Annotated in this window: 23 protein-coding genes; 4 read left to right on the top strand and 19 right to left on the bottom strand. The window is 50.1% G+C overall.

Annotated features, from left to right (window positions below; translation table 11 throughout):
* Positions 1-30: 30 nt before the first annotated feature.
* The 4 genes from lpdA to pdhA all read right to left on the bottom strand — a co-directional run bounded on the left by lpdA (position 31) and on the right by pdhA (position 5,013).
* Positions 31-1,446 (bottom strand): dihydrolipoyl dehydrogenase, encoded by a 1,416-nt coding sequence (gene lpdA / locus BMX45_RS21330; RefSeq protein WP_009589200.1) that lies wholly within the window; start codon positions 1,444-1,446, stop codon positions 31-33.
* A gap of 3 nt (positions 1,447-1,449) precedes the next feature.
* Positions 1,450-2,772 carry a dihydrolipoamide acetyltransferase family protein gene (locus tag BMX45_RS21335; protein WP_090911615.1) on the bottom strand — a complete coding sequence of 441 codons (1,323 nt, stop codon included), beginning with the start codon at positions 2,770-2,772 and terminating at the stop codon, positions 1,450-1,452.
* A gap of 29 nt (positions 2,773-2,801) precedes the next feature.
* Positions 2,802-3,779, bottom strand: coding sequence for an alpha-ketoacid dehydrogenase subunit beta (locus BMX45_RS21340; protein WP_090911616.1), 978 nt, complete (start codon positions 3,777-3,779; stop codon positions 2,802-2,804).
* A 166-nt stretch (positions 3,780-3,945) separates the two neighbouring features.
* Entirely contained in the window at positions 3,946-5,013 is a 1,068-nt protein-coding gene (gene pdhA / locus BMX45_RS21345; RefSeq protein ID WP_036665657.1) for a pyruvate dehydrogenase (acetyl-transferring) E1 component subunit alpha, read from the bottom strand.
* A 256-nt stretch (positions 5,014-5,269) separates the two neighbouring features.
* Between pdhA and BMX45_RS21350 the strand changes: the two genes are divergently transcribed.
* Entirely contained in the window at positions 5,270-5,998 is a 729-nt protein-coding gene (locus tag BMX45_RS21350; RefSeq protein WP_090911618.1) for an alpha/beta hydrolase, read from the top strand.
* 304 nt (positions 5,999-6,302) lie between these two features.
* On the opposite strand, the gene BMX45_RS21355 is transcribed toward BMX45_RS21350, so the two are convergent.
* Together BMX45_RS21355 and BMX45_RS21360 are read right to left on the bottom strand one after the other, a co-directional pair.
* Positions 6,303-6,767, bottom strand: a complete 465-nt coding sequence (locus BMX45_RS21355; protein WP_090911620.1) for a low molecular weight protein-tyrosine-phosphatase — start codon at positions 6,765-6,767, stop codon at positions 6,303-6,305.
* A gap of 72 nt (positions 6,768-6,839) precedes the next feature.
* Complete coding sequence (locus BMX45_RS21360) at positions 6,840-7,487, bottom strand: trimeric intracellular cation channel family protein (RefSeq protein ID WP_090911781.1); 648 nt, start codon at positions 7,485-7,487, stop codon at positions 6,840-6,842.
* A gap of 137 nt (positions 7,488-7,624) precedes the next feature.
* Between BMX45_RS21360 and BMX45_RS21365 the strand changes: the two genes are divergently transcribed.
* A complete protein-coding gene (locus BMX45_RS21365; protein ID WP_009595987.1) occupies positions 7,625-8,269 on the top strand; it encodes a thiamine diphosphokinase in 645 nt (214 codons plus the stop codon).
* 265 nt (positions 8,270-8,534) lie between these two features.
* Entirely contained in the window at positions 8,535-9,029 is a 495-nt protein-coding gene (locus BMX45_RS21370) for a C40 family peptidase (RefSeq protein WP_090911622.1), read from the top strand.
* Positions 9,030-9,069: 40 nt separating this feature from the next.
* Here BMX45_RS21370 and BMX45_RS21375 read toward each other — a convergent pair whose 3' ends face one another.
* Complete coding sequence (locus tag BMX45_RS21375; RefSeq protein WP_090911625.1) at positions 9,070-9,789, bottom strand: response regulator transcription factor; 720 nt, start codon at positions 9,787-9,789, stop codon at positions 9,070-9,072.
* Positions 9,790-10,056: 267 nt separating this feature from the next.
* Here BMX45_RS21375 and BMX45_RS21380 point away from each other — a divergent pair, with 267 nt between their 5' ends.
* Complete coding sequence (locus BMX45_RS21380) at positions 10,057-13,419, top strand: discoidin domain-containing protein (RefSeq protein ID WP_090911627.1); 3,363 nt, start codon at positions 10,057-10,059, stop codon at positions 13,417-13,419.
* An 84-nt stretch (positions 13,420-13,503) separates the two neighbouring features.
* On the opposite strand, the gene BMX45_RS21385 is transcribed toward BMX45_RS21380, so the two are convergent.
* The 12 genes from BMX45_RS21385 to BMX45_RS21440 all read right to left on the bottom strand — a co-directional run bounded on the left by BMX45_RS21385 (position 13,504) and on the right by BMX45_RS21440 (position 26,743).
* Positions 13,504-14,580: a ThiF family adenylyltransferase gene (locus BMX45_RS21385; protein WP_090911783.1), complete on the bottom strand. Its 1,077-nt coding sequence runs from the start codon at positions 14,578-14,580 to the stop codon at positions 13,504-13,506.
* Positions 14,581-14,763: 183 nt separating this feature from the next.
* Complete coding sequence (locus BMX45_RS21390) at positions 14,764-15,573, bottom strand: aminoglycoside phosphotransferase family protein (RefSeq protein ID WP_090911628.1); 810 nt, start codon at positions 15,571-15,573, stop codon at positions 14,764-14,766.
* A 312-nt stretch (positions 15,574-15,885) separates the two neighbouring features.
* Positions 15,886-17,439 (bottom strand): ABC-F family ATP-binding cassette domain-containing protein, encoded by a 1,554-nt coding sequence (locus tag BMX45_RS21395; protein WP_009596021.1) that lies wholly within the window; start codon positions 17,437-17,439, stop codon positions 15,886-15,888.
* 122 nt (positions 17,440-17,561) lie between these two features.
* Complete coding sequence (locus tag BMX45_RS21400) at positions 17,562-18,551, bottom strand: hypothetical protein (protein WP_090911630.1); 990 nt, start codon at positions 18,549-18,551, stop codon at positions 17,562-17,564.
* On the bottom strand, positions 18,538-19,092 hold the full coding sequence (locus tag BMX45_RS21405; protein WP_090911632.1) for a hypothetical protein: 555 nt from the start codon (positions 19,090-19,092) through the stop codon (positions 18,538-18,540). Before BMX45_RS21405 ends, BMX45_RS21400 begins: the two co-directional genes overlap by 14 nt.
* A 5-nt stretch (positions 19,093-19,097) precedes the next feature.
* Positions 19,098-19,493, bottom strand: a complete 396-nt coding sequence (locus BMX45_RS21410) for a hypothetical protein (protein WP_254778177.1) — start codon at positions 19,491-19,493, stop codon at positions 19,098-19,100.
* 24 nt (positions 19,494-19,517) lie between these two features.
* The gene (locus BMX45_RS21415) at positions 19,518-19,976 is read right to left on the bottom strand and encodes a hypothetical protein (RefSeq protein ID WP_009596009.1); all 459 of its coding nucleotides are present in this window, start codon (positions 19,974-19,976) and stop codon (positions 19,518-19,520) included.
* Between the two features lie 82 nt (positions 19,977-20,058).
* A complete protein-coding gene (locus tag BMX45_RS21420) occupies positions 20,059-22,131 on the bottom strand; it encodes a hypothetical protein (RefSeq protein WP_090911634.1) in 2,073 nt (690 codons plus the stop codon).
* Positions 22,121-24,025, bottom strand: coding sequence for an ATPase, T2SS/T4P/T4SS family (locus BMX45_RS21425; RefSeq protein ID WP_090911636.1), 1,905 nt, complete (start codon positions 24,023-24,025; stop codon positions 22,121-22,123). Before BMX45_RS21425 ends, BMX45_RS21420 begins: the two co-directional genes overlap by 11 nt.
* On the bottom strand, positions 24,012-24,881 hold the full coding sequence (locus tag BMX45_RS21430) for a CpaE/TadZ family protein (RefSeq protein WP_090911638.1): 870 nt from the start codon (positions 24,879-24,881) through the stop codon (positions 24,012-24,014). The genes BMX45_RS21425 and BMX45_RS21430 overlap by 14 nt, the downstream gene beginning before the upstream one ends.
* Positions 24,878-25,585, bottom strand: a complete 708-nt coding sequence (locus BMX45_RS21435; protein WP_090911640.1) for a hypothetical protein — start codon at positions 25,583-25,585, stop codon at positions 24,878-24,880. The genes BMX45_RS21430 and BMX45_RS21435 overlap by 4 nt, the downstream gene beginning before the upstream one ends.
* A 54-nt stretch (positions 25,586-25,639) precedes the next feature.
* Complete coding sequence (locus BMX45_RS21440; protein ID WP_090911642.1) at positions 25,640-26,743, bottom strand: SAF domain-containing protein; 1,104 nt, start codon at positions 26,741-26,743, stop codon at positions 25,640-25,642.
* Between the last annotated feature and the right edge of the window lies 1 nt (position 26,744).

Below are 26,744 nucleotides of genomic sequence, written 5' to 3' on the forward strand. Positions count from 1 at the left end.
TATATAATGACTCGAAAATTCGTCTTCGGATTAACGGGCAATGATGTGGATCGGATGACCCATAACCAATTCCGCCGCTTCCATTACGATCTCTCCCAGTGTCGGATGCGCATGGATGGTCAAAGCTACATCTTCAAGCGTAGCGCCCATCTCAATAGCAAGGCCGAGCTCGGCAATCAGGTTGGAAGCTTCCAGACCCACGATTTGCGCTCCGAGAATAAGCCCTGTTCCCTCTTCGGCCACGATTTTCACGAAGCCTTCCGGATGGTTCAAGGATACGGAACGTCCGTTGCCTGCGTAAGGGAATTTGCCAGCTTTCACTTTATGGCCTTTTTCCTTCGCTTGAGCTTCGGTGTAACCTACGCTGGAGCATTCAGGATCCGTGAACACAACGGCCGGGATACATTTGTAATCCACGACGGACGGCATTCCGGAGATCGCTTCAGCAGCCACTTTACCTTCGTAGGAAGCTTTGTGTGCAAGCGCCAGACCGGACACGATATCCCCAATCGCGAAGATATGCGGAATGCTGGTGCGTCCTTGATGGTCGACTTTCACGAATCCGCGCTCATCCATATCGAGGCCGATCAGGTCCAGACCAAGCTCTCCGTCCGTGTTCGGACGACGGCCAACCGTAACCAGCAAGTAATCTGCTGTTACTTCTTTGGTTTCGCCATTCACGGAGTACTTCACGGTAACTTCTTTATCATTTTGCTCAGCACTTTCAGCTTTAGCGCCTGTGATAATTTCGATACCGGTTTTCTTCATGTTCTTGGTAACGAGGCTTGTCATGTCTTTGTCGAAACCAGCCAGAACGCTGTCCAGACCTTCGATGATCGTTACTTTGGAACCGAATTTGGAGTACATTTGACCCAGCTCGGCACCGATGTAGCCGCCGCCGATGACAATCATGCTCTTCGGTACTTCAGGCAGGTTCAATGCTTCGGTGGAAGACAAGATGCGTCCGCCAAACGGGAATGGCTTCAGTTCGATTGGACGGGAACCCGTAGCAATGATGCAGTTCTTGAAGCGGTAACGCGGAGATTCATGATCATTGAATACACGCGCTTCGTTTTCGTTGATGAACATGCACTCGCCGTTGAAAACTTCCACTTTGTTGCCTTTCAGCAAACCGGCTACGCCGCCGGTCATTTTTTTGACAACGCCGTTTTTGAATTCCTGCGTTTTCGCGAAATCAACCGTTACGTTCTCCACGGAAATACCGAAAGCATCGGCATGCTTCGCGGATTCGAACTGATGAGCTGCAGCGATCAAAGCCTTGGAAGGAATACAACCACGGTTCAAGCAAACGCCGCCGAGTTCCGATTTATCCACGATCAGAACCTTTTGACCCAGCTGGGCGGCACGAATCGCCGCCACATAACCACCAGGACCAGCACCAATGACTAGAGTATCAATATCTAAAGAAGCATCTCCAACTACCATTAGTTACACCTCCATAACAAGCAGCTCAGGGTTAGCGAGCAGTTGTTTAATATAGTTCATAAAGTTTTGAGCCGTTGCGCCGTCGATGATACGGTGGTCAAAGCTCAAGGACAATGCCATAACAGGTGCTGCTACAATCTCGCCGTTCTTCACAACCGCTTTTTCACTGATGCGGCCGGTACCGAGGATAGCAACCTCTGGGAAGTTGATGATTGGTGTAAAGAACATGCCGCCTGCGGAACCGATGTTCGTGATGGAAATCGTGCTGCCCTTCATTTCGTTAGGAGCCAGTTTGCCCTCACGGCCGCGTGCAGCCAGGTCACGGATGCTGTCAGCGATCATCCAGATGCTCTTACGATCCGCATCTTTGATAACCGGTACGATCAAGCCGTTATCTGTATCCGTGGCGATACCGATGTTGTAGTACTTTTTGTACACGATTTCGTTCGCTTCTTCGTCGATCATCGCGTTCAAAGCAGGGAATTGACGGCTTGCCGCAACAAGTGCTTTAACGATGAATGGCAGATACGTAACTTTCGTGCCCTTCTTCTCAGCGATCGGTTTCATGCGGGTACGGAACGCTACCAGCTCAGTTACGTCCACTTCGTCCATGATCGTAACGTGAGGAGCCGTGTAAGCCGATTTAACCATAGCATTCGAGATCGCTTTGCGGATACCTTTGAATGGTACGCGCTCTTCTTCTGCACGAGTATCCACCGCTGCGGATGCTGCTGCAGGAGCCCCTTTCGTCTTCGAAGCCGCTTCTTGCGCCGGAGCCGCTGCCGCTTGGCCGCCACCGTTCTTGAAGGCTTCCACATCTTCGCGAGTCACTTTTCCGTTGTTGCCGGAGCCTTGAACTTGTGCGATGTCAACGCCTTGCTCGCGAGCGAATTTGCGCACGCTTGGCGTAGCCAGAACTTCACGGTTAGGTGCTGCAGGCGTCGCTGCTTCGCCGTTTCCGCCTTGTTTAGCATCAGCCGGAGCATCTTGAGCCGGGGAAGAAGTCGTATCTGCGCTGCCTTTCGCTGCGTCAGCTTCTTGAGCGGACTGCTCTTCGGCAGGAGCCTCTTGCTCAGGAATGTCGCCTTCAGCATCGATGATTGCAACCACTTCACCGACACGGCATACTTGACCGTCCTTGGCAAAAACTTCTTGAACCGTACCGTTCACGGGACAAGGAACTTCTACGACCGCCTTGTCGTTCTGCACTTCCATGATGATGTCGTCGTCTGTTACTTTGTCGCCCGGCTTGATATGCATTTTGATGATTTCACCTTCATGCAAACCTTCGCCCAGCTCTGGAAAACGATATTCAAATTTTGCCAACTGAAAAACCTCCCTAGAAATTGCTGCTATTAGAAATTCAATACTTTATTTACGGCATCAACGATACGGGCCGGAGTAGGCAACCAAGCGTCCTCGATTTGAGCGAATGGGTACACGGTGTCTGGCGGCGTAACGCGAAGCACCGGTGCTTCCAGGTGGAGAATCGCTTTCTCGTTGATTTGAGCGATCACTTCTGCGGCTACGCCGGCAGATTTCTGCGCTTCTTGAACCACGATGGCGCGGTTGGTTTTCTTGACCGAAGCCAGCACGGTATCGATGTCGATTGGAGAAATGGTGCGCAGGTCGATGATTTCGGCTTTGATTCCGTTCTTCTCAAGCTCGTCTGCCGCTTTCGTAGCAGTATGAACCATCAGGCCGTAAGCGATGATCGTAACGTCCGTTCCTTCGCGAACCACGTTAGCCTTGCCAAGCTCAACGGTGTAATCACCTTCAGGAACTTCAGCGCGGAACGCATGGTACAGGTTCAAGTGCTCCATGAAGAATACAGGGTCATTGTCGCGAATCGCTGCGATCATGAGTCCTTTTGCATCATAAGGATTGGAAGGTACTACAACTTTAATACCCGGGGTTTGTGTGATCAAACCTTCGAGTGCGTCGGTATGCAGCTCAGCCGCTTTTACTCCGCCGCCGAATGGTGTACGGAACACGATCGGGGAGTTGTAGCGTCCGCCGGAACGGTAACGCATGCGCGCTGCTTGAACGACGATTTGGTCAAGAGCTTCAAAGATGAATCCAACGAATTGAATTTCTGCGATCGGACGGAAGCCTTGGATGCCGAGACCTACTGCCAAACCGCCGATAGCGGACTCTGCCAGCGGCGTATCGAATACGCGCTCTTCCCCGAATTCTTTTTGAAGGCCTTCCGTTACCCGGAAAACACCGCCGACATTACCTACGTCTTCACCGAAGATGACAACGTTAGGGTCACGGCTCAATTCAACGCGCATGGCGTCGCGAATCGCTTCTTTCATGTTCATTTGTGCCATTGCTTCATTTCCTCCTTAAGAAATACAGTTCACTGTTCTTCCAGTGTGATGCCTTATAAGGCTGTATATCGATGTTAAACGTTATTTAAAAACAAGACCTGATGCGCCCATGACAAACCGGATGATCATCCAGGATCAACCTCTGACAATCATCGGCCCGTCATTCTTATTGGAAATCGGCTTTCTGTTCTTCCAAATGTTTCGGCGTTTGCTCGAACATGCTGTCGATCAAACCAGGTACCGTCATTTTTTCCGTTTGTTCTGCTTTTTTGATTTGCTCGTTGACTTTCGCTTTCGCTTCTTCTTTCACGCGAGCTGTATCTTCTTCTGTCCAGAGGCCTTTCGCTTCCAGGTACTTCGCAAGACGCGCGATCGGATCCTTCTCGTTCCACTCGCCCTCTTCTTCCTTCGTACGATATTTCGTAGCGTCGTCAGACAAGGAATGCGGACGGAAACGGTATGTCACGGCTTCGATCAGCGTTGCGCCTTCACCGTTGCGGCCGCGCTCTGCAGCATCCTGAACCGCTTTGATCACCGCGAGTACGTCCATGCCGTCTACTTTAACGCCTTTGATGCCGGCTGCAACAGCTTTGTGCGCGATAGACAACGCTGCTGTTTGCTTGGAGAACGGAGTCGTGATTGCATAGCCGTTGTTTTGTACGAAGAAGATGACCGGCAGTTTGTACACGCCTGCATAGTTCAGGCCTTCGTAGAAGTCGCCCTCGGAAGAGCCGCCGTCACCGGTATACGTAATCACCACTTGTTTTTGCTTCTTCAATTTGTAGCCCATAGCTATACCCATGGCATGCAGGATTTGCGCGCCGATGATGATCTGAGGCATCAATACGTTAACGCCTTCGGGAATTTGTCCGCCATGCTGATGTCCTCGGGAATAAAGGAATGCTTGGTAAAGCGGAAGTCCATGCCATACGATTTGCGGCATATCGCGGTAGCCCGGGCAGATAAAGTCGTCTTTCTCAAGCGCGAACTCGCTGCCTACCATCGTAGCTTCTTGACCGGATACAGGAGCGTAGAAACCGAGACGTCCTTGACGGCCGAGGTTAACGGCGCGGTCGTCCCAAGTACGGGTAAATACCATGCGGTACATAATTTCTTTCAGTTGATCGTCCGACAATTCAGGCAGAAGATCTTTGTTTACGATTTTGCCATCCGGGGAAAGTACAGATAGAGTACCTACTTCCTCGGTATATACTTCATAAGGAACCTTGGTCATTTTTTTCACCTCAATAAATATTTGAATATCAAGTTCCGCTGTTATAGAATTATTATACACCTGTTTCACTCCATTCGTCAAAGAAATACGGGATAAAATTTCATATTCCTTTACGTTTGTATGTATAACAGTTGACGAATAATACTATAACAGTATGACAAACATCATAGAACAGCAGACAACTTCAACATGTCAGGGTAATTTTAACTTATTGTTTACCGCATTTCAAAAACTAACCCGAAAAAGGTGACGAATGATGACGAATGAACGTTTATTGAAGCGAACCATCGTAAAAGAAGTGATTGACAGCAAGTTTTTGCAGGAGACTCGAACGCTGCGCATCTATCTTCCTCCCGGATACAATGAAATCCTCAGCTATCCCGTCGTTTACTGTCAGGACGGAGAGGAATTTTTCAACTTCGGCCGCATCGCGACCTGGGCCAACCAGCTCATCCTCGAAGAAGGCGTGGAGCCGTTCATCATTGTGGGCGTGGAAGTGAACACCAAGGTACGAACCGAGGAGTACGCGCCGTTCGGCAACCGCTTCGATGCTTACCTGTCCTGCTTCGCCGAAGAGATTATTCCCTTCGTGGAGCAAAAATATCCCGTGCGCAAAGAGCCTGCGGAAAGAGTGCTGGCCGGCGACTCCCTTGGGGGAAGCGTCTCCGTGCATTTGGCGTTGCGTTATCCGCATCTTTTCACAAGAATCATCAGCTTGTCCGGGGCCTACTATGAGAAGACCCAGAACATGATTCAGGAAGAGCGTGATTTGTCCTGGCTCGACATTTACATGATTGTAGGCTTGCAAGAAGACAACTACGCAACTGATACAGGTGTCTATAACTTCGTCGAATTAAATCGCTCAACAAAGGCTTTGCTGGAAGAACGGGGTGCCACCGTATCATATCTGGAAAAAGAAGGTCGTCACCTATGGGGATTTTGGCAAAAAGAGCTCCCTGCTGCCCTTATGTACTTCCTTGGTTAAATGTATGAATCGGCAAAATCCATGGGCTATATAAATGACCTGTTACTGCAAAATGGTTTAGCTGTCCCACTCAAGGACTACACGCGTTACGATTGAAATCCGTTGGCAAAAAAGAATACCTGTGAGGCAAGCTCTGACGTGATCGCCCTAAGCTTCTGCCCCACTCCAAAAAAAGATGAACAACCGCGCATTTTTTATGGAATGTGCATTGTTCATCTTTTATGTTCAGCAGCCCGTTCTTCTTGGTATCGCTTTCAATGATGTTCGTCAAAAAAGCGGCTGATTCACCGCTTGTTCGAATCGATTATAGCTTTTCTTCCATGATTTTGTCCAGTAAGATGTCGCACCCCGCATCAATCAGCCGGTACACTTCGTCAAAGTTTCCGGTGAAATACGGATCGGGCACCTCGCGCAATTTTTCGTTCGGCAGCAAATCCATGAACTTCAGAATCTCAGCCTGATCGCCTCCCGCTAACTTGCGGATATTCGCTACATTCGAATCATCCATGCCGATAACGTAATCGAAACGTTCAAGGTCCTCGCTGACGACCTTGCGCGCGACCATTCCTTCATAACTGATTCGCCAGCTGTCGAGCAGCTTTCTCGTGCCTTCATGGGGAACGCTGCCGATATGCCAATCTCCGGTGCCGGCTGAATCCACGCTTATTTGATCCTGCAGCCCGCGTTTTACAATTTTATGCCGCAGCACCGCTTCCGCCATGGGCGAGCGGCAGATATTGCCCAAACATACAAACAAAACGGATACCATGGTCCTTCCACCTCCACGCTATGATGAATCGCATTCGAGAAATTTTTTGTTTATTCTGTTCCATACCTTATATTAACCGGATCTGACTTCTTTTCCGCTGGCTGCCGAAGGCTGGGCTGCATGCAGCGACCTTCTCGGCAATCTCCATTTATATAGAACGGACAACATCCTGAAAATGATGACTATAACAAATAAGGTCAACAGCTGCCAGGTCTTGGTGGCGACCCCTAAGCCGAGAGCGACACCTGCTGCCATGGCCCAGACCGCGTAAATCTCGTCGCGCAGCACGAGCGGCTTCCGCCCGGCCAGCAAATCGCGGACCATTCCCCCGCCGCTGCCCGTCAGCACAGCCGCCACGATGACCGCGCTCAATGGGTGATTCATTTGCGTAGCATATAACGCTCCTTGAATCGCGAAGGCGGATAGCCCGATCGCATCAAACAAGGCCTCCGTTTTCTTCCAATGCTGAATTAAGCCAAGCGGCAGCACAAACGCCACGAAAACCGAAATCATCGCCAGCATGATTAAATCTCCCTGACCCCACAGGGTGGTAACCGGCACGCCAATCAGGACGTTTCTTATAATACCCCCGCCGAAGGCCGTGACCAATCCAAGCACCACAACCCCCAAAATATCGTATTCCTCTTCCATTGCCACAAAAGCTCCGGACATGGCAAACGCAATGGTGCCAATGATGCTGAATACGTCAAACACATGCATGTCCAAAATTCAGTTCCCCCGCTCCCCCGTCAATTTACATACTACATTGTAGCCGCGCCTAATAAAATTGTGCAAGCATGAAAACTGCACTATACTAGAATTCAATGACAATTCTCTTGAAAAAGGAGGAATATATAATGAAACACACTCGCGTCCTGATCTTCACAGGTGGGGAGTTGTCAACGGGATTCCTGAATGAGGTCCAAGAAGGGGATTTCATTATAGGAGCCGATCGCGGCGCTCTCTTCTTGATTGAGCATGGAATCAAACCCGATCTATCCGTCGGAGATTTCGATTCCATTCCGCCCGAACAGATGGATCGTGTCCACTCTATGAGCGGAAAGGTCATCGATTGTGACCCGATCGATAAAAATTTGACCGATACCGAGCTTGCCTTCGAACTGGCTATGGAACGCTCGCCCGAATCCATCATGATTCTGGGGGCTACGGGCACGCGCCTGGATCATACGCTGGCGAATATCCACATGCTCATACGCGGCCTTCAGCATCATATCCCGTGTTCTATATTAGATGAAAATAATTTTATTACCCTGACGGGCTCCAGCTGTCTTGTCGAGAACAAAGGGTTTACATATGTCTCCCTGCTGCCGCTCACCACGGAAGTTACCGGCATTTATCTCGAAGGTTTTCAGTATCCGCTCCAAGATGCCACATTGCGATTGGGACAGTCGCTCGGAGTCAGCAACAGGCTGGCCGAGGAGAAAGGAACGGTTCGGATCGAAGGCGGTCTGCTGCTCATTATTCAAAGCAAGGATCGCTAATCATTACTATTTTGTCATCTTTAATCGCAAAATTTTTACCACGTAATTCTTTTGAAAAACCCTTGTATATCAAGGGTTTTTCTTGTTTTCAACTCGTGAATCAGTCGCAATTCTTAATTTTTTGTTACTTTTAATGATATTTTAATAATTCGCTTTCATTTCATGCGGCCCAAGGACTTGCGGCGATTATCCAAAATATAGTCGGTTTCAAATCTGATATACTCGGTTCATCGCAACAAACAAAACTGCTTGGAGGTCATACAACATGAATCGACAGAATTGGATTAAGAAGGCCGTAGTGATCAGCTTGAGCGCAACTTTGGGCGTAGGCGCAGTACTAACTGTTGCACCGCCGGCACCTGTTGAAGCAGCATCCGTAAGCACAGGAACTCGAGTTGTTAACTTTGGTAAACAATATATGGGAACACCTTATAAATTCGGAGCATCCACATCCACGACAAGAGTGTTTGATTGCTCTTCCTTCATGAAACATATCTTTAAACAATACGGCGTGAACCTGCCGCGTACGTCCGCTGCCCAATCCAAGGTCGGCAAGGCCGTTTCGAAATCGAATCTGAGAGCCGGCGATCTGGTATTCTTCTCGAGCGGAAGCCGTGCGAATGGCAGAAACGTAACACACGTTGCCGTTTATATGGGCAACAACAAAATCTTGCACACTTACGGCAAGCCTGGCGTAACGATCTCCAGCCTGTCCGGCAACTGGAGCAAGACTTACCTGAAAGCTCGTCGCGTACTGTAGTCTTATTCTCCACTTATCATATCGAAGACCGTCTTTCCGCTCAGGGAAGGCGGTCTTTTTTGCTTGCATCGATTTCTTCCTGGGACAAAAGCTTATAACCGGCTCCCCGTATCGTACGCAGCAGTTTTTGCTTGCGCCCTTTATCGATCTTCTCTCTCAAATGGAGAATGTAAACATCGACCACGTTGGTGCCCGTATGAAAATCATAATCCCATACCTGTTTTAAAATATCCTCACGCGTGCATACCTGCCCCTGCCTTCGAGCCAAAAACAACAGCAAATTGTACTCGCGATGAGTCAGTTCCACGGGCTCCTCTTCCCGAATTACATTGCGGCTCAAAGGATCGATCACCAGATCTCCGATTCGGATGATCTCCTCCTGTTCCGCGCGTCCCGTCTGAAAAAGCCTCAGCAAATTGGCAATTCGCGCCAAAAGCTCCCTCTCATCCCTGTCATTTGGGATGTAGTCATGGGCTCCAGCCTCCAAAGCATGAATCGCTTCATTAGAACCGTCGCTTCCGATGACAATGATCGGGAGCTGCTCCCCTCTGCCCGTCAGTCGCTCCACGAGATTGAATTGGTTCATACCCGGCAGTCTGCTGTCGATGAGCAGCAGGTCTGCGCCTGCGCGCTGCAAAGCGGCAACCACTTCCGAATAATTCGCAGCGTCTGTCACCTTATAGCCCGCTTGTTCTAGTATCTCCGTTAGCGTCTGGATCCGAGCTTGATTGTCTGCCGCGATCAAAATGACTTTGTCCACGGGTTCTCCCCCGCTTTCATCGCTTAATAATGTAAGTATGTCTGTTTCATCCTGCTTTCACTCCTGCAATGGATGATGAACAACCAGAACTCATTTTCTTACAAAAATTCAAGCTGGATCCAAAAGATGCTGGGATCGCATACGATTTCCGTAGAATTGCATCTTATTTCGGTCGAGACGTTATTTTTATAATGGATATAAGATCAGGAAAGGGGGATATCTTTACTCGGTAGAACTCATCAACCATGATGAAGGAGGAAAAATAATATGCGCAACAAACTCGTGGGATGGCCTCTTGTCGTAGTCATGCTGGTATCCATTGTATTCACGGCCGCAGGGCCTCCCGCTAAGGCTTCTGCAGCAGGCGGAACAAACCTATCCATCGGTAAAAACGTGACGGCTAGCGGCCAATCCCAAACCTACGGGCCGTCCAACGTAAACGATGGCAATCCAAATTCGTACTGGGAAAGCACCAACCATGCGTTCCCGCAATGGATACAAGTTGATCTCGGTACCGCCACCAGCATCAACGAATTCGTCCTAAAACTTCCTGCCAGCTGGGAGCCGCGGACTCAAACGCTGAGCGTACAAGGCAGCTTGAACGGCACGACATTCACAAATATCAAAGGTCCGTCCGACTATGCATTCGACCCTGCCGAAGGAAATTCTGTGACCGTCAGCTTTGACGAAACGAGCACGAGATATGTTCGTTTAAGCGTAACCAACAATACGACATGGCCGGCTGCGCAGCTGTCTGAATTTGAAATTTATGGACCATCGGTCTCCCCGCCGACGCCTCCAACGGGAAACAATATCGCGAGCGGCAAACCGATCACCGCCTCCTCAAGCACATTTACGTATGTAGCGTCCTATGCTAACGACAACAACGTCCAAACTTACTGGGAAGGCGGCAGCAATCCCAGTACACTGACCCTGGACCTGGAATCAAACCATGATATTACCTCCATTGTACTGAAACTGAATCCGTCTCCGGAATGGAGCGTCCGCACGCAAACCATACAAGTTCTTGGGCATGACCAAACTACAACGACCTTTAGTAATCTGGTGTCGGCGCAGTCCTATACGTTCGCCCCCGCTTCCGGCAATTTCGTAACGATCCCGGTAAATGCAACGGTTAAACGTCTGCAATTGAATATAACATCGAATTCCGGCGCCCCCGCGGGACAGATTGCCGAAATTGAAGTGTATGGCACCGCCGGCGAGAATCCGGACCTTACCATTACGGATATGACCTGGACCCCGTCTTCTCCGAGCGAAAACGATGAGATCACACTGCATGCCACGGTTAAAAACATTGGAAGTTCGGAAGCCGACGCTACGACGGTCAATTTTTACCTGAATGACGCTAAAGCAGGCTCCTCTCCGGTGGGGCCGCTTGCAGCAGGAGCTTCCGCCACGGTATCCCTGCAAGCTGGAGCCCAAGCGGCAGCATCGTATGCACTCAGCGCTAAGGTCGACGAGGATGACGACATCATCGAGCTAAACGATGGGAACAACAGCTATTCCCATTCGTCCCCTTTGGTTATTGGCAGCGCGGATAGCTCCGATTTGGTAGGAACGATACAGTGGGCCCCAACCACGCCTATGGCCGGCAATGCCGTAGCCTTCACCGTCAATCTTAAGAACCAAGGCAACAAAGCCACGGCTAGCGGCTCACATGCGATTTCCGTTGCACTGAAGAATCCGGCCGGCTCAACGATCCAGACCTTTAACGGTAGCTACCATGGTGCCCTTGCCGCAGGCGCATCCGCCACCGTCCAAATTCCCGGCACATGGACCGCTGCGAACGGCAGCTATACATTAACAACCTCCGTGGCACCCGATGCTAACGAAGTACCGGTTAAACGGGAGAACAATGTCAGTCATGCCAACCTAACCGTGTACTCATCACGCGGTGCCAGCATGCCGTATACCCGCTATGATACCGATGACGCCATACGCGGCGGCGGCGCATTGCTAAAGTCAGCGCCCACGTTCGATCAAGCGCTCACGGCATCGGAAGCATCCGGACAACGTTATGTTGCTCTCCCTACAAGCGGATCCAACCTCGAATGGACGGTTCGAGAAGGCGAAGGGGGCGCCGGTATCACCATGCGATATACGATGCCGGACTCATCGGACGGCATGGGATTAAACGGCTCGCTCGACGTCTATGTAAACGGTTCGAAGAAGAAGACGGTTCCATTAACGTCTTACTACAGCTGGCAGTATTTTTCCAGCGATCATCCGGCAGATGCGCCTGGAGGAGGACGTCCTCTATTCCGTTTCGATGAAGTACACTGGAAACTGGATACGCCGCTTCAGCCGGGAGACAAAATCCGTATTCAAAAGTCTAATGCGGATAACCTGGAATACGGCGTTGATTTCATCGAAATCGAGCCGGTACCTGCCGCTATCGCCCGTCCTGCCAACTCGGTCTCCGTCACGGATTTCGGTGCGATCCCGAACGATGGCCAAGATGACCTAACGGCATTCGAGGCTGCCGTGCAGGCAGCGGCCTCATCAGGCAAAACCCTATACATTCCTGAGGGGACGTTCCATTTGGGCAATATGTGGAAGATTGGCTCGGTCGGCAATCTGATCGATGACATGAAGATTATGGGGGCAGGCATCTGGCACACCAACATCCAATTTACCAACCCGAATGCGGCTTCCGGGGGGATCTCGCTTCGAATCGCGGGCCAGCTGGATTTCAGCCATATCTACCTCAACTCGAATCTGCGGTCCCGATATAATCAGAATGCCATTTACAAAGGATTCATGGACAATTTCGGCACCAACTCCAAGATTCACAATGTGTGGGTGGAGCATTTCGAATGCGGATTCTGGGTTGGCGATTATGCCCATACGCCGGCCAAGATCGCAGAAGGGCTGGTCATAGAAAACAGCCGGATCCGCAACAACTTAGCGGATGGGGTTAATTTTGCGCAGGGGACCAGCCATTCGACGGTGCGCAACAGCAGCATTCGAAATAACGGCGACGATGGACTCGCTGTCTGGACGAGTAACGTGAACGGTGCACCAGTGGGTGTTAACAACACCTTCTCCTATAACACCATCGAAAACAACTGGCGCGCGGCGGCCATCGCTTTCTTTGGGGGAAGCGGTCACAAGGCCACTCACAATTTGATTGTAGACACCGTTGGCGGTTCCGGCATCCGAATGAACACGGTATTCCCGGGATACCATTTCCAGAACAATACCGGCATTCTGTTCTCCGACACCACCATCATGGGCAGTGGTACCAGTAAAGACTTGTACAACGGAGAGCGCGGCGCCATCGATCTTGAAGCATCGAGTGATCCGATCCGCAATGTTACGTTTACCAACATCGATATTCTGAACACCCAGCGCAGTGCGGTACAGTTCGGTTATGGCGGCGGGTTTGAGAACATCGTGTTTAACCATATCCGTATAGACGGTACGGGACTTGACGGAATAACGTCCTCGAGATTCTCGAGTCCGCATCCGGGTGCGGCGATCTACACGTACACGGGCAACGGGTCCGCAACATTCAACAATCTGACCATGCAGAATATCGCTCACCCTGATCTGTATTTCATCCAGAACGGTTTCCATTTAATTTTGAATGAAGCGATTGGGGATTAAACGATAAAAGGAGTGGGCCTGTGAGGCTCACTCCTTTGTCGTTTACGATGTTGGATGAAGCACGTTAGCTTTACTCCTTCTTATTTAACCGCCAACGTATTGATTATATAGCGATCTAGCCTTGGCGATATCCGATGTGCCATGCACCAGGGTTCTGCCGTCTTGAAATATAACCAAACGGTGCGGACTTGCCTGAAAAATGATCATATATGGGGTAACGGTAGCTTTTCCTTGACGCAGGCTGTTCAATCGATCCGCCATCTCCTCCAGTTGAAGCTGCATGGGTCTGCCCGGCCTGATCTGCACGGTGTCCCTGCCGCACAGCACTTCGCTTTTATCGGCATGTTCAGCCGACAGATATGGGTATGTCGGTTCCTCGCCGCATGTGGAGCAGTCCGATTTTTTCGCACGGTCTACTCCAAATTCCAACTGTTCGTTACGCCATAAATCAAAAGACAACATCTTTTTCCTCAGGGCTTGACGGTTTCCGGATAACAGCTTCAGCGCCTCCATCGTTTGATGGGCAGCGACCATCTGTACCGCTTGGGGGAGAATGCCGTTAATGTCGCAAGTGTCGCCGCCTGAAGGAATCACTCCAAGCAAGCAGTTCAAACATGGGGTTTCTCCCGGTAAAAACGTATAACTCATCCCGGAGCTCCCGACACATCCCCCGTAAATCCACGGAATTCCATGCTTGAAACCGATGTCGTTCAAGATCAGCCGGGTACCAAAATTATCGGTAGCGTCCATCATCAAGTCAACGCCTTGGCACAGCACCGACAATTCGTGGGCTCGTACATCCATAACGACACCCTCCACGCTGACGTCCGAGTTGATCTCGGATAACCGCTTGGCAGCAGCTACGGCCTTTGGCAGCCGGTGGATGGCATCCTGCTCGGTAAACAGCTGCTGACGCTGCAAATTGCTCCATTCCACGTAATCCCGGTCCACGATGGTCACGTGTCCGACGCCTGCGCGAACCAAGGTCTCCGACACGGCGCTTCCCAGCGCCCCTGCGCCGAGAACGAGCACGCGGCTGTTCCGGAGGCGAAGCTGTCCTTCCTTTCCCAATGGCGTGAACCGCTCTTGCCTGGAATACCGATCCTCTCTTTCCGCTTTAGCAGCCTCCTTGCCCTCCGAGGACTCCAAAGCAGTGTTCATTTGGTGTCCCTCGAGGGTTGCCTTCCCCCTGTTATCATGTAATCCAGACATGTAGGTTTCCTCCCGATCCATTTCTCCGAACATGCTAATGAAGTTTGACTTTCATAAAATCTGACTAAAAGCTATTCATGATCAAAAATACCCATCCTGCTAAAGAGGATGGGCGGTTTAACGAATTTCGCCTTAATACAATCGGGTATTCAGCGCCTTCTCAAGGATACTACGATGACGCAGTATCCAGGCAGCGCTCCGAGCTCTCCAGGCGATCCCCCACAACAGACCTTCCGTTTCCGGCGATACCTGCTGCTCTATGGCTTCTTCAGCCGTTTCCCGCACGACCACCTCTACGATCATATTCAACAAGTCCGTTCGAAGAGAAGGATCGACGCCATAAGCGTCAACCAATAAACGGAGCTGCCTTGCACGGGCATTAGCATCCGGCAAGCCGACTCTTTCGGCAACATCATCATCGTGCAGCTGCGGGAAGAGCCAGCATACCCGGGCTAATTCAACAAGCGGATGTACAGGTCCCGCGAATTCCCAGTCAATTAAAGCGTAAGGCATCCCATCGCGGGTAACCATATTCCAAGGTGCAATATCACCATGGCTATATACAACCCCGGCATCGCCCATTTCACGAAGAAACCACGGTTTCCATACTCCGTGGGTACCCGGCGAGAATGTAGCGGAAGCGTCATGAAGCTGACGTAACAATTGTCCTACAGCGACGATGGCTTCATCGCTCCAAGGTCCGGGATGAACAAATTCCCCCTCTACATAACTTAACGTCTCTTGACCTTCCTCATTCCAACCCGAGCCAATAATATCGGGCAGGGACGTAAACCCTGCATGCTTCAAATGCCTTAATAAGGAGTGTACGGACGGGGTCCATTCCCCGCAGGGGCGATACACAACCTGACCTCGTCGTACAACCGACTTCTCAGCGGAGAGAATAAGGCCCTCTCCCTGTCCTGTTGGATTTTCCGAATTCATGAACTCGTCTCCCCTTCGGAAGGGGATAACACGGTTAATGGGGCTATGGAAGTGTATTCCCTTCATATATTGATGCCCCGATGGTCAAATCCATGTCTTCCATCAACATCTCCTCCGTTCATGTCAAGTTGCTTCTAGCATATCATAAAAAAGGATTCATCCATAGCAGGACCGAGAGCCGAAGACGATCGAGTACGCCAAAAAGGATGACCAGCAGCGTGCTTCCGGTCATCCTTAAGGAAAAACGATAAAACTCGTTTAGATTCAGGTTCATCATCCAACTTGTGAGCAGGATCGTGATCGTCGATAGGGTCAAGCGTTCTGGTTGGACCAATCTTCGACGTTCCAGATCTTCGTTACCCAATCTTCATAAAATTCAGGTTCGTGGGAAACCAACAGGATGGTGCCTTTGTATTCCTTCAAGGCACGTTTTAGTTCCTCTTTGGCCACAACGTCAAGATGGTTTGTCGGTTCGTCAAACAGAATCCAGTTGCTCTCTCGCATCAGAAGTTTACACAGACGGACTTTTGCCTGTTCGCCACCGCTAAGCGCCTTCATCGGACGGGTAATATGCTCGTTTTTGAGTCCGCAGCGAGCAAGGGCCGCACGAACCTCGTGCTGGTTCAAATGTGAGAATTCGTTCCACACGTCATCAATCGGCGTGATATTCCCCGGACGTACTTCCTGCTCGAAATAAGCGGGCACGAGAAAGTCCCCCTGATATGTCTTGCCCGAGAAGGCCGGGATTTTCCCTAAAATGGTCTTGAGCAGCGTTGATTTACCCACACCATTACATCCGACAATGGCAATCTTCTCTCCGCGTTCGATCATGATGCTCATTTTGGGAAGCAATGGCCGATCGTAGCCGATCTCAAAATCAATGCCCTCAAATACCGTTTTACCGCTGGCGCGGGCTTCCTTGAAGTTAAACACGGGTTTAGCCGCTTCCTCAGGACGGTCAATCCGATCCAAGCGATCCAACTGCTTCTCCCGGCTCTTTGCTCGGCCGGACGTGGAGTAGCGGGCCTTGTTCCGCTGAATGAAATCTTCCTGTTTCTTAATGAACTCCTGCTGCTTCTCGTAGGCATCGATATGCTGATTCTTGTTGATATCGGCCATTTCCAGAAACTTCTCGTAGTTCGCTGTATAACGCGTTAATTTCGCAAATTCCAAATGATAGATGACGTCGACCACCTGGTTCATAAATTCCGTATCATGGGAAATCAAAATGAACGCATAAGGGTACTGCTTCAAATATTGAGTCAGCCATTCAATGTGCTCGACATCCAGATAGTTGGTAGGCTCGTCCAATAGAAGAACGTTAGGCTTCTCCAGCAGAAGCTTTGCCAGCAGCACCTTGGTGCGCTGTCCTCCGCTTAATGTCGCTACATCGCGATCCAGGCCAATCACGGACAACCCAAGACCGTTCGCCATTTCTTCAACCTTTACGTCCAGCATGTAGAAATCCCCGATGTCCAGCTGCTCCTGAATCTCACCCATCTGTTCGAGCAGAAGCTCCAGCTCTTCAGGCGTTGCATCACTCATCTTATTGGTGATTTCCATCATTTCTTTTTCCAGTTCCAGCAGGGGGAGAAAGGCATCCTTCAGTACATCGCGCACCGTTTTGCCCGGTGTCAGCTTGGTATGCTGATCCAAGTATCCGTAACGGATTTTCGGCGTCCACTCTACCTTGCCGCTGTCTTTAAGCAGCTGACCCGTCAAAATATTCATTAACGTTGATTTGCCTACGCCGTTTGCTCCAACAAGACCGACATGTTCGCCGGCCAGCAAACGAAAAGATACATTCTTGAATAGAGTACGATCCCCGAAATTATGCGATACGTTCTCTACGGTCAATAAACTCATGGCTATAGTAACTCCTGTCTGTATAAAATGAACTTATTTCATGTTAATTTAGCGAATTGTACACAGTCAAGAGTTTATTGTAACATATCCTCGAGTCCGGTCGAAACTACGATTTTCGGGGATCACGGGATACCGGGATTATAACAGCTTTTCTCATGATAACCGGCTGCCGCTGCTTCCTTGGCACTCGGAAACACCTCCTCCACCCGATCGTTGAATGAGCAGGCATCCCGATAATAATAGGGGAACCCCTCGTCATCCACCGCGCCGAAATAGGTGGGGGCTTTAACGAGTCGGCCGCCTCCAAGCGCGTAGTTATTGTAATATTGCTCGCCCATGGGAATGCCTTGAATGAAAGCCATCATACCGATATCGTCAATCGTATTTACCCACTCTTCCTGAGAAATCAAAGGCAGCGTAAACGTATAAGAGATTCCGTTCCGCAGCGCCACTTGATTGTGACGCTGTATGTAATGGGCAAGACGCTCTTGAACCGTATTCACGATGGTGATCCGCCGGACTTGTTCAAACATATCCTCATGATCCAACAAAGCCACGCCTGTTCTGCCAATAAGATCCTTCCGAAATCCAGAATGCCAGATAGAGGAATTGGATTCATATACCTGAACGTAAGAATCCAGCGTAAACTGAATGCTGTTGCCGCTGCCATCATTCCAGGCATAAGGAATTTTGGGAGTCCATCGATGCTCCACAAGCTCCTCGCCGTCATCGTCAACATAGGGCTGTGATACATACAAATAATACCCGTCATAGTCCAGCACAACGATGGCAGGAATGTACCACCATAAGGCAGCTTGTGCAGCCGTGTCATCTCCGATCCCCATGTTGATATACAATGTCCGGGAAAATGACTCCAGCGCTTGTTCTTTATCCGCACGCATATACTTCACGGAATCATAAGCCGACTCCTTGGACTGCGTCTCGTTATCGTTCAGTTTCATCCCGCCGTCTTGAACGGCCGTGCGAAGAGCACCCGAATATTTCATCTCGGCAAACCGGACATCCTCCAGGCTGTCGGCTCGCATGCCTAGAATGAGAAACATGGGGAAGAACACGGCAGTAAACACAATGGCAAGATCAGTAATCTTCATTCAGAACCAATCCTCCGTAAGGGAATGCAATGGCTGCTGTTCCTCCTGAGTTGGATCCTGTCAACGTATCGAATATCACCAATCCGGGTGTGCGATTCAAGCTGGTGACGCTAACCTGAAAGTGATCGCCGGCAGTTAGACGGTAGCGGCGGCTTTCATCGCTTTTATCCAGATTCGAGTCCGGGAACAGATAACCCATTAGATCATCCTGATAATAAGCATCATATACAACTGAATAACGGTTCAGGAATGATCCGGGATCCGAAGGATCGGCATATTCCGGGTGGTATTTCTTGTGATGATGCTCCATCTCCACATTGTAAATGTTCCCTGTGGCCGCCAACTCTTGCAGGAAGTCATTGTACATGATCGGGGTAATATATCCCTTAGTGCGAACACTGTCTACGAATTTGGTAACGGATTGATAAACGATAAGTCGTGCCAGATCATCCTGTCTTCTTGCCATCTCGCCAGCGGGAACCAAATATAACAGAAGGAGCGCAAGAAATGCCGCAAACCATTTCGATACCGAATTTGACATGGTTGTTACCTCACTTTTACAAACTGGATCCGTTTTATTTCCCCATCCACTCCCCGAATGTATTCCGCATAATACCGTGCGTTCAAGTCGATGATCGAAACATCCAGTTCCTCCGGATGACTGCCGGAATGAAACACCGTTCCATCCACATCAACAGTAAAGTGGCCTGCCTCTAATTCTCGCAGCGTAAACAAGACTTCGCTTCCTTCATAGGTCAGCTTCCCGTTCTCGTTTGTCATCTTTACGGTTGTCACTCCGGCATGCTGCTCTTGGGTCATTCGGTCCGCGGCTGTTATCCCGTCACCAACCATTGCCTGAATATTGAATGCATACAAGGATGCGCCGAGAAACAATGCCACCCCCGCAGCCAATTCAAGCATGCTTATTGTTGCTTCGCGCAAGTTTATTCACCTTTCTATTCATAACTATTGATCGAATTTAATGCCCCGGATCACGTTGGAGTTGTCTTTCACGATGGTCGCCCTAAACTTCCCGCTTGGATTAACGTACTCTGGGCTTTTTTCATCCATGACGAGGTTGATGTTCCCTTGCCTGGAATCCGGATTCAGGATTGACCCGTCCGACTCCAGTACGTTGCCGTACCATTGCCCTGCTTTATTTTTACCTGTTGCAATGAATACGCCGAACTGATCTTTGTCCTTATATTTTCGCAATGCATTCGTAACTTGAGAACCGCTGATCGTTGTTCCGTCATACACGGTAAAGGCTGCCTGAGACAGCTCCGTCTGTATATCCGAAAAATTGTTCTGGGCGGTTTTAGTAGCCTCCTGGGCCGAAATAAACAAAATGACAACGATCGTAATCAGGGCAATGGTCAAAAATATGCCTGCTGCAACCTTTAATGCGGATGATGCATTATTCATTGAAATCTCCCTCATTTCCCATATTGATTTTTATATGAACCTAGTGATTATCGTTTCAGTAATGCTTAAGCCTTGGATTGCTTCATAGTCGTTGAATTTGCTCATAGTACGCTTCCATTTGGGAGAAACTCATGCCGATCAGCGGAATGACAAGATACATAAAGATCAGCGCATACATCGGAGTAAAACCGATCATCCGCGCCCATGCGGCTTTCGTGTCGATCATCGCTTCATATTCCTGCTTGCGCTGCTCGAAGCTGAATATCATCTCCCCGTCGAGATCGTCGAATACGTCCTTGATCGGAACTTTATCCACCGCAAGGATCAGCTTGTCCACCAACCGTTGAAATTCGGGTAACCAGACGTCTTCCTTCAACTCCAGTAAAGCCAACTGCGCGCCATGTTCATAGTGAAGCAGGCTTTTTTGAATGGGAACCTTGAAAATAACGGCGAACCGGTTAAGCCATTCCAATATAACTTCAACCGTGATTCGCTCCATACCGCGAAGGATCGATATGACCGTCTGAAACTGATATACTTCATGCCGCATTTCCATGTTTCGCACTTTCCGGTGAAAATACAGCAGCCACAGGGGCGCCCCATAACCGGCAATACCTGCCATGAAGGAGAGCAGCAGCTCCCACCATTTCAAATACTCGCTATCATACCGCTTCAGTTTGCTCATGATTCGATCGGCTGCAATCTCAATTTGTTCCTTGGTCAAACCAACAGAATCTGTATCTTTTACGGCCTGTTGGACCTGGTCATGCGTTGCTTTCGTTGACATCTGCAGCTGCTCCATGATTACCCGATCCCGCTGGGCAGTCTCCTCTGCCTGCAAGCGCTCAACATCATTCATCTGTCCGAACAGAGAATGATTTAATGGAACGGGGAAATTCAACAAATGATGTCTAGACTGTACATGCAGGCCAACGGCCAGCGACAGCGCTATGAAGAAACCGAGGAAAAAAAACGTTACCCTTCTGATATACAGCCACTCGAATTTGATTTTCGCATTGCTCTCCTTCAGCAGCCGAACCCGGCTGTCATATTTCATCGTGCCTGGGATCGGGGTCATGATTCCTACAAGCCAGCGAATCATAGGAATTCGGTACATTCTTTCTTCCCACGTCACTTTGCCTGCCATTGCCCGGTAATCGGTTTCCCGATTTTGCTGGAGTTTCTGGAGCAAGATGTAAGAAATCAGGATAATGACGTAAATGGATATCTTGGTCACAAATCCAAGCTTGCTCATGTAAAACTCATCCATCGACGGAAAACTGCTTCTCGCCCACCGTTCGATCGGTTTCGTAAAAAAAACAGGGGCCAGCGCAATTGCATTCAAGCCCTTCATCAAGTAATCAAGCTTGTCTCTTCGCAATATTTCCAATTGGATTTCCTTGGTCAATCCGCTAAGCCCAAGAAGATAAATAGAGCCTTGTTTTCTCGCATGATCGCCGAACTCCATTACCAGATGGGAAATGCCCGCAAACGCCTTTAAATACCGATTAGGCGCTACCTCATAATATCGCTCCAGCTCATCGTTAGGATCTTGGGATACGAGGGCATTATAGATCCGCTGGGCATGTATGGAGATTTCATGTCCCGAAGCCTCTGCCCCCTCATACAAAGCCTCCTCCACCATTCCATGCTGCTGATAGTGATGACGAACGAGGGAGAACAATTCAACCGATTGAACAAGCAGCTTGCGCTCCAGCCGGTTAATGAACATCTCAACAAGCATATTGTTAATAACCACGGCGGCAAGGATGACTATCACGATAAACCCCAGGTCCGGATGACTCCATATCAGCAGAAGGGCCGTTAACCCGATAATCCCTGTAATCGCGCAGACAAGCTTCACCGTCTCATACCGGAGCGAAATTTCATCGTAAGGATGGATGATTGCGATTCTCTGTCTGATTCGTTTGATATACGATTGGACGAGCGGGAGTTTCGCTCCATACATATAAGCCAATTGGAACCATTGGCGGTATATACCGCGAAACGGCTTTGCTTCACCCGCATCGAACTTTCCGGCAAAATCCCCACGGTTTCCTCGTCTTCTGGACATCCACGACACCAAACCGAACGTAATCGAGAACAGTGTCAGGGATGTAATGAATATCAGGATTAACACTTCTTTAGAGGTCACGTTGTTCCCCCCAACCCGAGTCCAGGAATACTCTAAATTCCTCCGCATCCTCCGGATGCATCTGCTCCGTCATTTCGCGAATGCTGATTTCGGATAGTTTGGCGCAAGCCGTATATCCACCGTCCCTGTATTCAATCACATTGCGGGACACATAGCAGCGGTCCTCGTTCAGCCTCCGCATATGCTCTGCGCTTAAATGAAAATACTCCTCCATGCTGCTCTTCCAATCCGTAGAATCTTTGAATTGCGGCAGAGCCCCCTTATCCACCGGAATGCACTCTGTAATTCGCTCTATGTAACGGTTTCCGAAAGCGTCTCTTCTCAAATGAATGTCAAAGTTGATCACGCTGACCACCTGCTGCTCGGCAATGTGTTCTTGCCTGAACGCGCCGCTCTTGAGCAGGGAGTTGCGCAGGGATTGAACCAAATCCCTGAATGTCTTGGCATGATGGGTAAACACGGTAAACAGACTTGCCACTTGTGACATCTGTATCATCCATGACGCAACCTCGTCGCTGGCAACCTCACCAAGGATATTGACCGTACCGTCCGTTTTCTTCTGCAGATCCAGCCCTGTCTGCCCGCTGATATGCTCCGTTTCCCTGAAGCTGAGAATGTTCCTGCGGCTGTAGATTTTCCTTAAGTGAAGCTCGAAGGCCATCTCCTGAACCCGGAGGGTATAGGAGGCATAGATATGGCCAACCATTGCCATCAGCAGCGTGGTTTTTCCTGATCCTTGAGCACCGGTAATCGCCGTAATCCGGCTGCCTCTCATCAAATATTTCAATAAACCGATCACTAGCTCCGAGCCGCTCCCCGTAATCAATTGATCAAGCGTAGCCTTGGGCAGATCGAACTTGCGTACAAAGAATGCCCAGGATTCGGCAAACGGGGGCCTTACCACAACAACCCTGGAGCCATCCTTCATCTCATTCACTTTGTAACCGCTGGCTTCCGAAAGCTGTCCCGGATGATTATATTTGTATATGTTTTGACATACCCGCTTAAGCTCCAGCATCGAACCAAACGATAAAAAAGCAAGATGAAGCGAAACACCCCGGTAAAAAATCCAAACGCTCTCACAGCCTGATGCAGGCAATTCGGCATTCGAAAGACCTAACCCCAAAAAATCATCCGGTCCGTAAAAGGTATCCTGTCCGCTATCACGGTCGACGGGAACGCCGCTGACTCCCCCACTGATCCCGTCAATCCGCTGATCCCTGATTTCGTCTACGACGGAAAATCCTTTGTACTGCTGATAAATGCGCTGAACGACGATATCCAGCTTCTCCTGAAACAAAAGCGGGCGCTGCTCTGACTCATAAATATAAGCAATGTCTTCCGCGGTAACCGCATAAACGCTGCCCTCCCCGTAACCAGGAATGACGCGAGGCTGTGCAAGATCGTATGTCTCCAGAAGTACGGAAAAAGCATCCTCCCCGTGTTGCTGCTTGTACAGATACAATAGGATCTCGAATTGATCCTGGGCCGTTAATTCGGTTAGGCTTTCAAACGGAATGGCTGCATCAATGTTGGACTCGTTCAATCCCAAATCCTTGACAAGCAGCTGCTTTAAAAAACTCTTAACGTACGCCTTGTCCATCGCATCACCGGATACGCAGCCCTTAAGCGCGCTTCGCAACTCGCTCCGCTTGTTCAGCCTGCGGCGATACGCTTCTTCGTGCAGACCTAAATCAGACAACTGGCTGTGTGTCAGCTGATGCAGGCTTTCCTTAACAAATGCCGTCATGGCTTCGATCGAATAGGGATCCGAGCCCCGCGTTACAGCAGCCGCCGGTTTACGGGTATCCATATAACGCAGATAGACAAACAACATGACTAACAAAACCAGGATGATGATCCACATGGTGTTCAAGGCGTTACCCAAAAGCATGCAGGCCCCCCGCTTTCGAACGGCCGGACGGAAGTCCGAGGTGTACAGCCGACGCATCAGCCAGGTGACGGACGGCATTATACAGTGAATTCAAACCTTTCAGGTCCGCTCCCCCACGGTTGCGCTGCATGTAGGGAATAATCGAACTCATATTCCATGCATCCGTCATACTGGAGCAATACGGAACGCCAACCGCCATCGTTTTGATTCCAAAGCGGCGCTTCATATTTTGCAGTGTGCAGCTGCTCTCCCGATCATATTTGCCGATCATATACAAGCAGTCTTTTTCCTTCAGCTCCGGAGGAAGTCTTTCCTTCTCAAGCACTCTCTTCAGGACGTGCAAATTCTGATTCAATCCAACAATGATCAAGTCTGCCGCTTGAAGTATTGCACGATCCGCAGCTCGGGGAACACCATTGCCGGCATCCGCTACGGTAACGTCATAACTTCGTTTGGAGGACGCCAAGACCTTGAACATCAGTTCAGTCCGATTCACGCCTTCCGCATGTCTTGCAGCACTGAAATCATTGACCGACGTCGGCTTCGGTCCGCATAAAATATCTAGCCGATCAGACAGCAGCGGCCGAGCATAATTGCGGACATTATCCGGATTCAACCTCCCGCTTGCATTGAGCCGTTCGAGGGCATCCAATCCGGTATCCTGAAACGCCGTCATATAATCGAACGCTTCCTCCTTCAGCGCAAAGGCCTGTTCCACTCGTTCTCCAGCTTGTCCACCATGGGCAAGCAGCACTTTGACCTGATATTCAAACGCCAATACGATCGGTAAACACGAGGCCAACAGCGTGCTGCCGCTCCCGCTTTTTAACGGGCTCCATACAGCAATCAGACTCATGCATGCCTCCTTCCCGCCTGCCTAAACGCCCGTCGGATATGCCGCTGCTCCATCTCCGTCAGGATCCGAATCAATTCGGTAAGCGACCGCTTATACTGTCTTGACAATGGCTTGATGCCCAGTCTCCCTGCGTGTTCGTTTTTTATTTTCAGCGCAAAAAACAATTCATCCCAAGGCATCTTTACAGGGGGACCCAGCCATTGAATCCGGCTATCCTCCATAAAGCCTTCAATATAGGACCCGTCCGCCAGGTCTTCGATAACCTGTACGTATACGCGATGGAAAGGGGGCAGCGGGTCGTTTGTTCTTGCGGCTCTTAGTTCATCCAGCAAGGCCGCGCTCTTTCGCAATCCCGTTACTTCGAATCCGCTGACCCAAACATGGGCATCCGCCGTATCCCACTGAGCCTTGTCCATAAATTGCGGCTTCTCCACGTCCATCACAATATAGTCATATTTCTTCTCGTTCGTTTCTTCCAGATAATCCATCAGTGACGTATAACTCCCAAATCCGGTTGCCACGTCGAAACCGGCAAACTCCATGACCGGCAGCTGGGGATGCATTACGCTAATGCAATGTCTGTACTTCGCATCTATCGCGCCATCGACGAGCAGCACCCTGCTGTCTCCATTGGCTAGTATTTTGCACATGTACAGGAGCATATCGCTCTTGTCGCAGATGCCCGAAAATATCCACCTCTTCACTTTGGTTACACTCCTTCGCTTACCAACTGTTCTCCGGGGCTCACTTTGCCATGCCTACGGACTCGAGAATATGATATCAGCCTCTGGCGGTGTCTTATCACTGTCGTTCTGGGTATCTATCCTCCCGGTTGACCCCAAAATCTGCTCGGCCTCCGAAGCCTTCTCCTCCCGAAGCGTTACCTCCGTATTCACGTCATCGTCCGGGAGAATGCCATCGGAATTCATTCCGGTAGCGGATTTCGCAGGGGGATTTATATGGGATGCCGGGCTCCAAGAATCCGGACTCCTGGCTCCGCCAGCATAGGCGGAATTAGGAGGCACGTCGGACACTTGCGCCTGCTGACTCGGCTGGAGTTTGCTTAAATCGTCTTCCAGCGTGTTTCGGAGCGTAAGCTCCAATTGCTTCTCGGCTTTCTTCACGATATTCGGGTTGCTAGCAATCAGCTTCGTCACCTCCGCGTTCGGCGGATAGTTCGCAATCGCTCTCTCTTGCAGCTCGGGTTCTACATAGGTAAGCGCATAGAGCGTAGCATCATGCAGATAAGCATCGACCAATGCGCTGGAGAGCAATAAGATTTCCTGTTCGCTTAACGTTGTCCAAAATGCCGGATTTTGGAGCCTGTGGATCTTCTTTTTGGATAAAACGATGTAATCCTGTCCGGTTGGAAATTGGACCCTAACATCAATGACATCCCCCTTGCGCAAGTCGCTTGGCAGATATACGGATTTCATCTCCCGGTGACGGAGATCGGGCCGCGTCGGCTCCTCTTCAAAGAGCATCGCGCCGGTAATCGGCATTCCCTGAAGCAGCGCGATCTTGGCGCCCTTCCCCGCGATCTCTTCCCTGCCCGAGAAGAGATTGCCGGACGTGCCGTCATACGGCAAACGCACTTCCTTGATGTCCTTGTCCTCTATGAAATGACCAGGCGGAATATCTCTTACCGGGACCCATGCCGCCTGCATCGAATTGAGCTGCTGCAGCTGGGTCTCTTCAAGCTCCGCGATTCGCTGCTCGTATTGGGTCCGCTCCACGTGCCGCTGTTCTTTAGAGCCGTGCACATAATACAACATGGCGCCGGCACATACAGCCCCAGTTACGGCTGCGCCGGCAAGTCCGGCAAATATCAGTTTGCGGCTTCGCCTCCTGATAATCGGCATG

Origin of the sequence: Paenibacillus sp. cl141a, from assembly GCF_900109305.1 — a bacterium.
In the GTDB taxonomy this organism is placed as follows: domain Bacteria; phylum Bacillota; class Bacilli; order Paenibacillales; family Paenibacillaceae; genus Paenibacillus_AQ; species Paenibacillus_AQ lautus_A.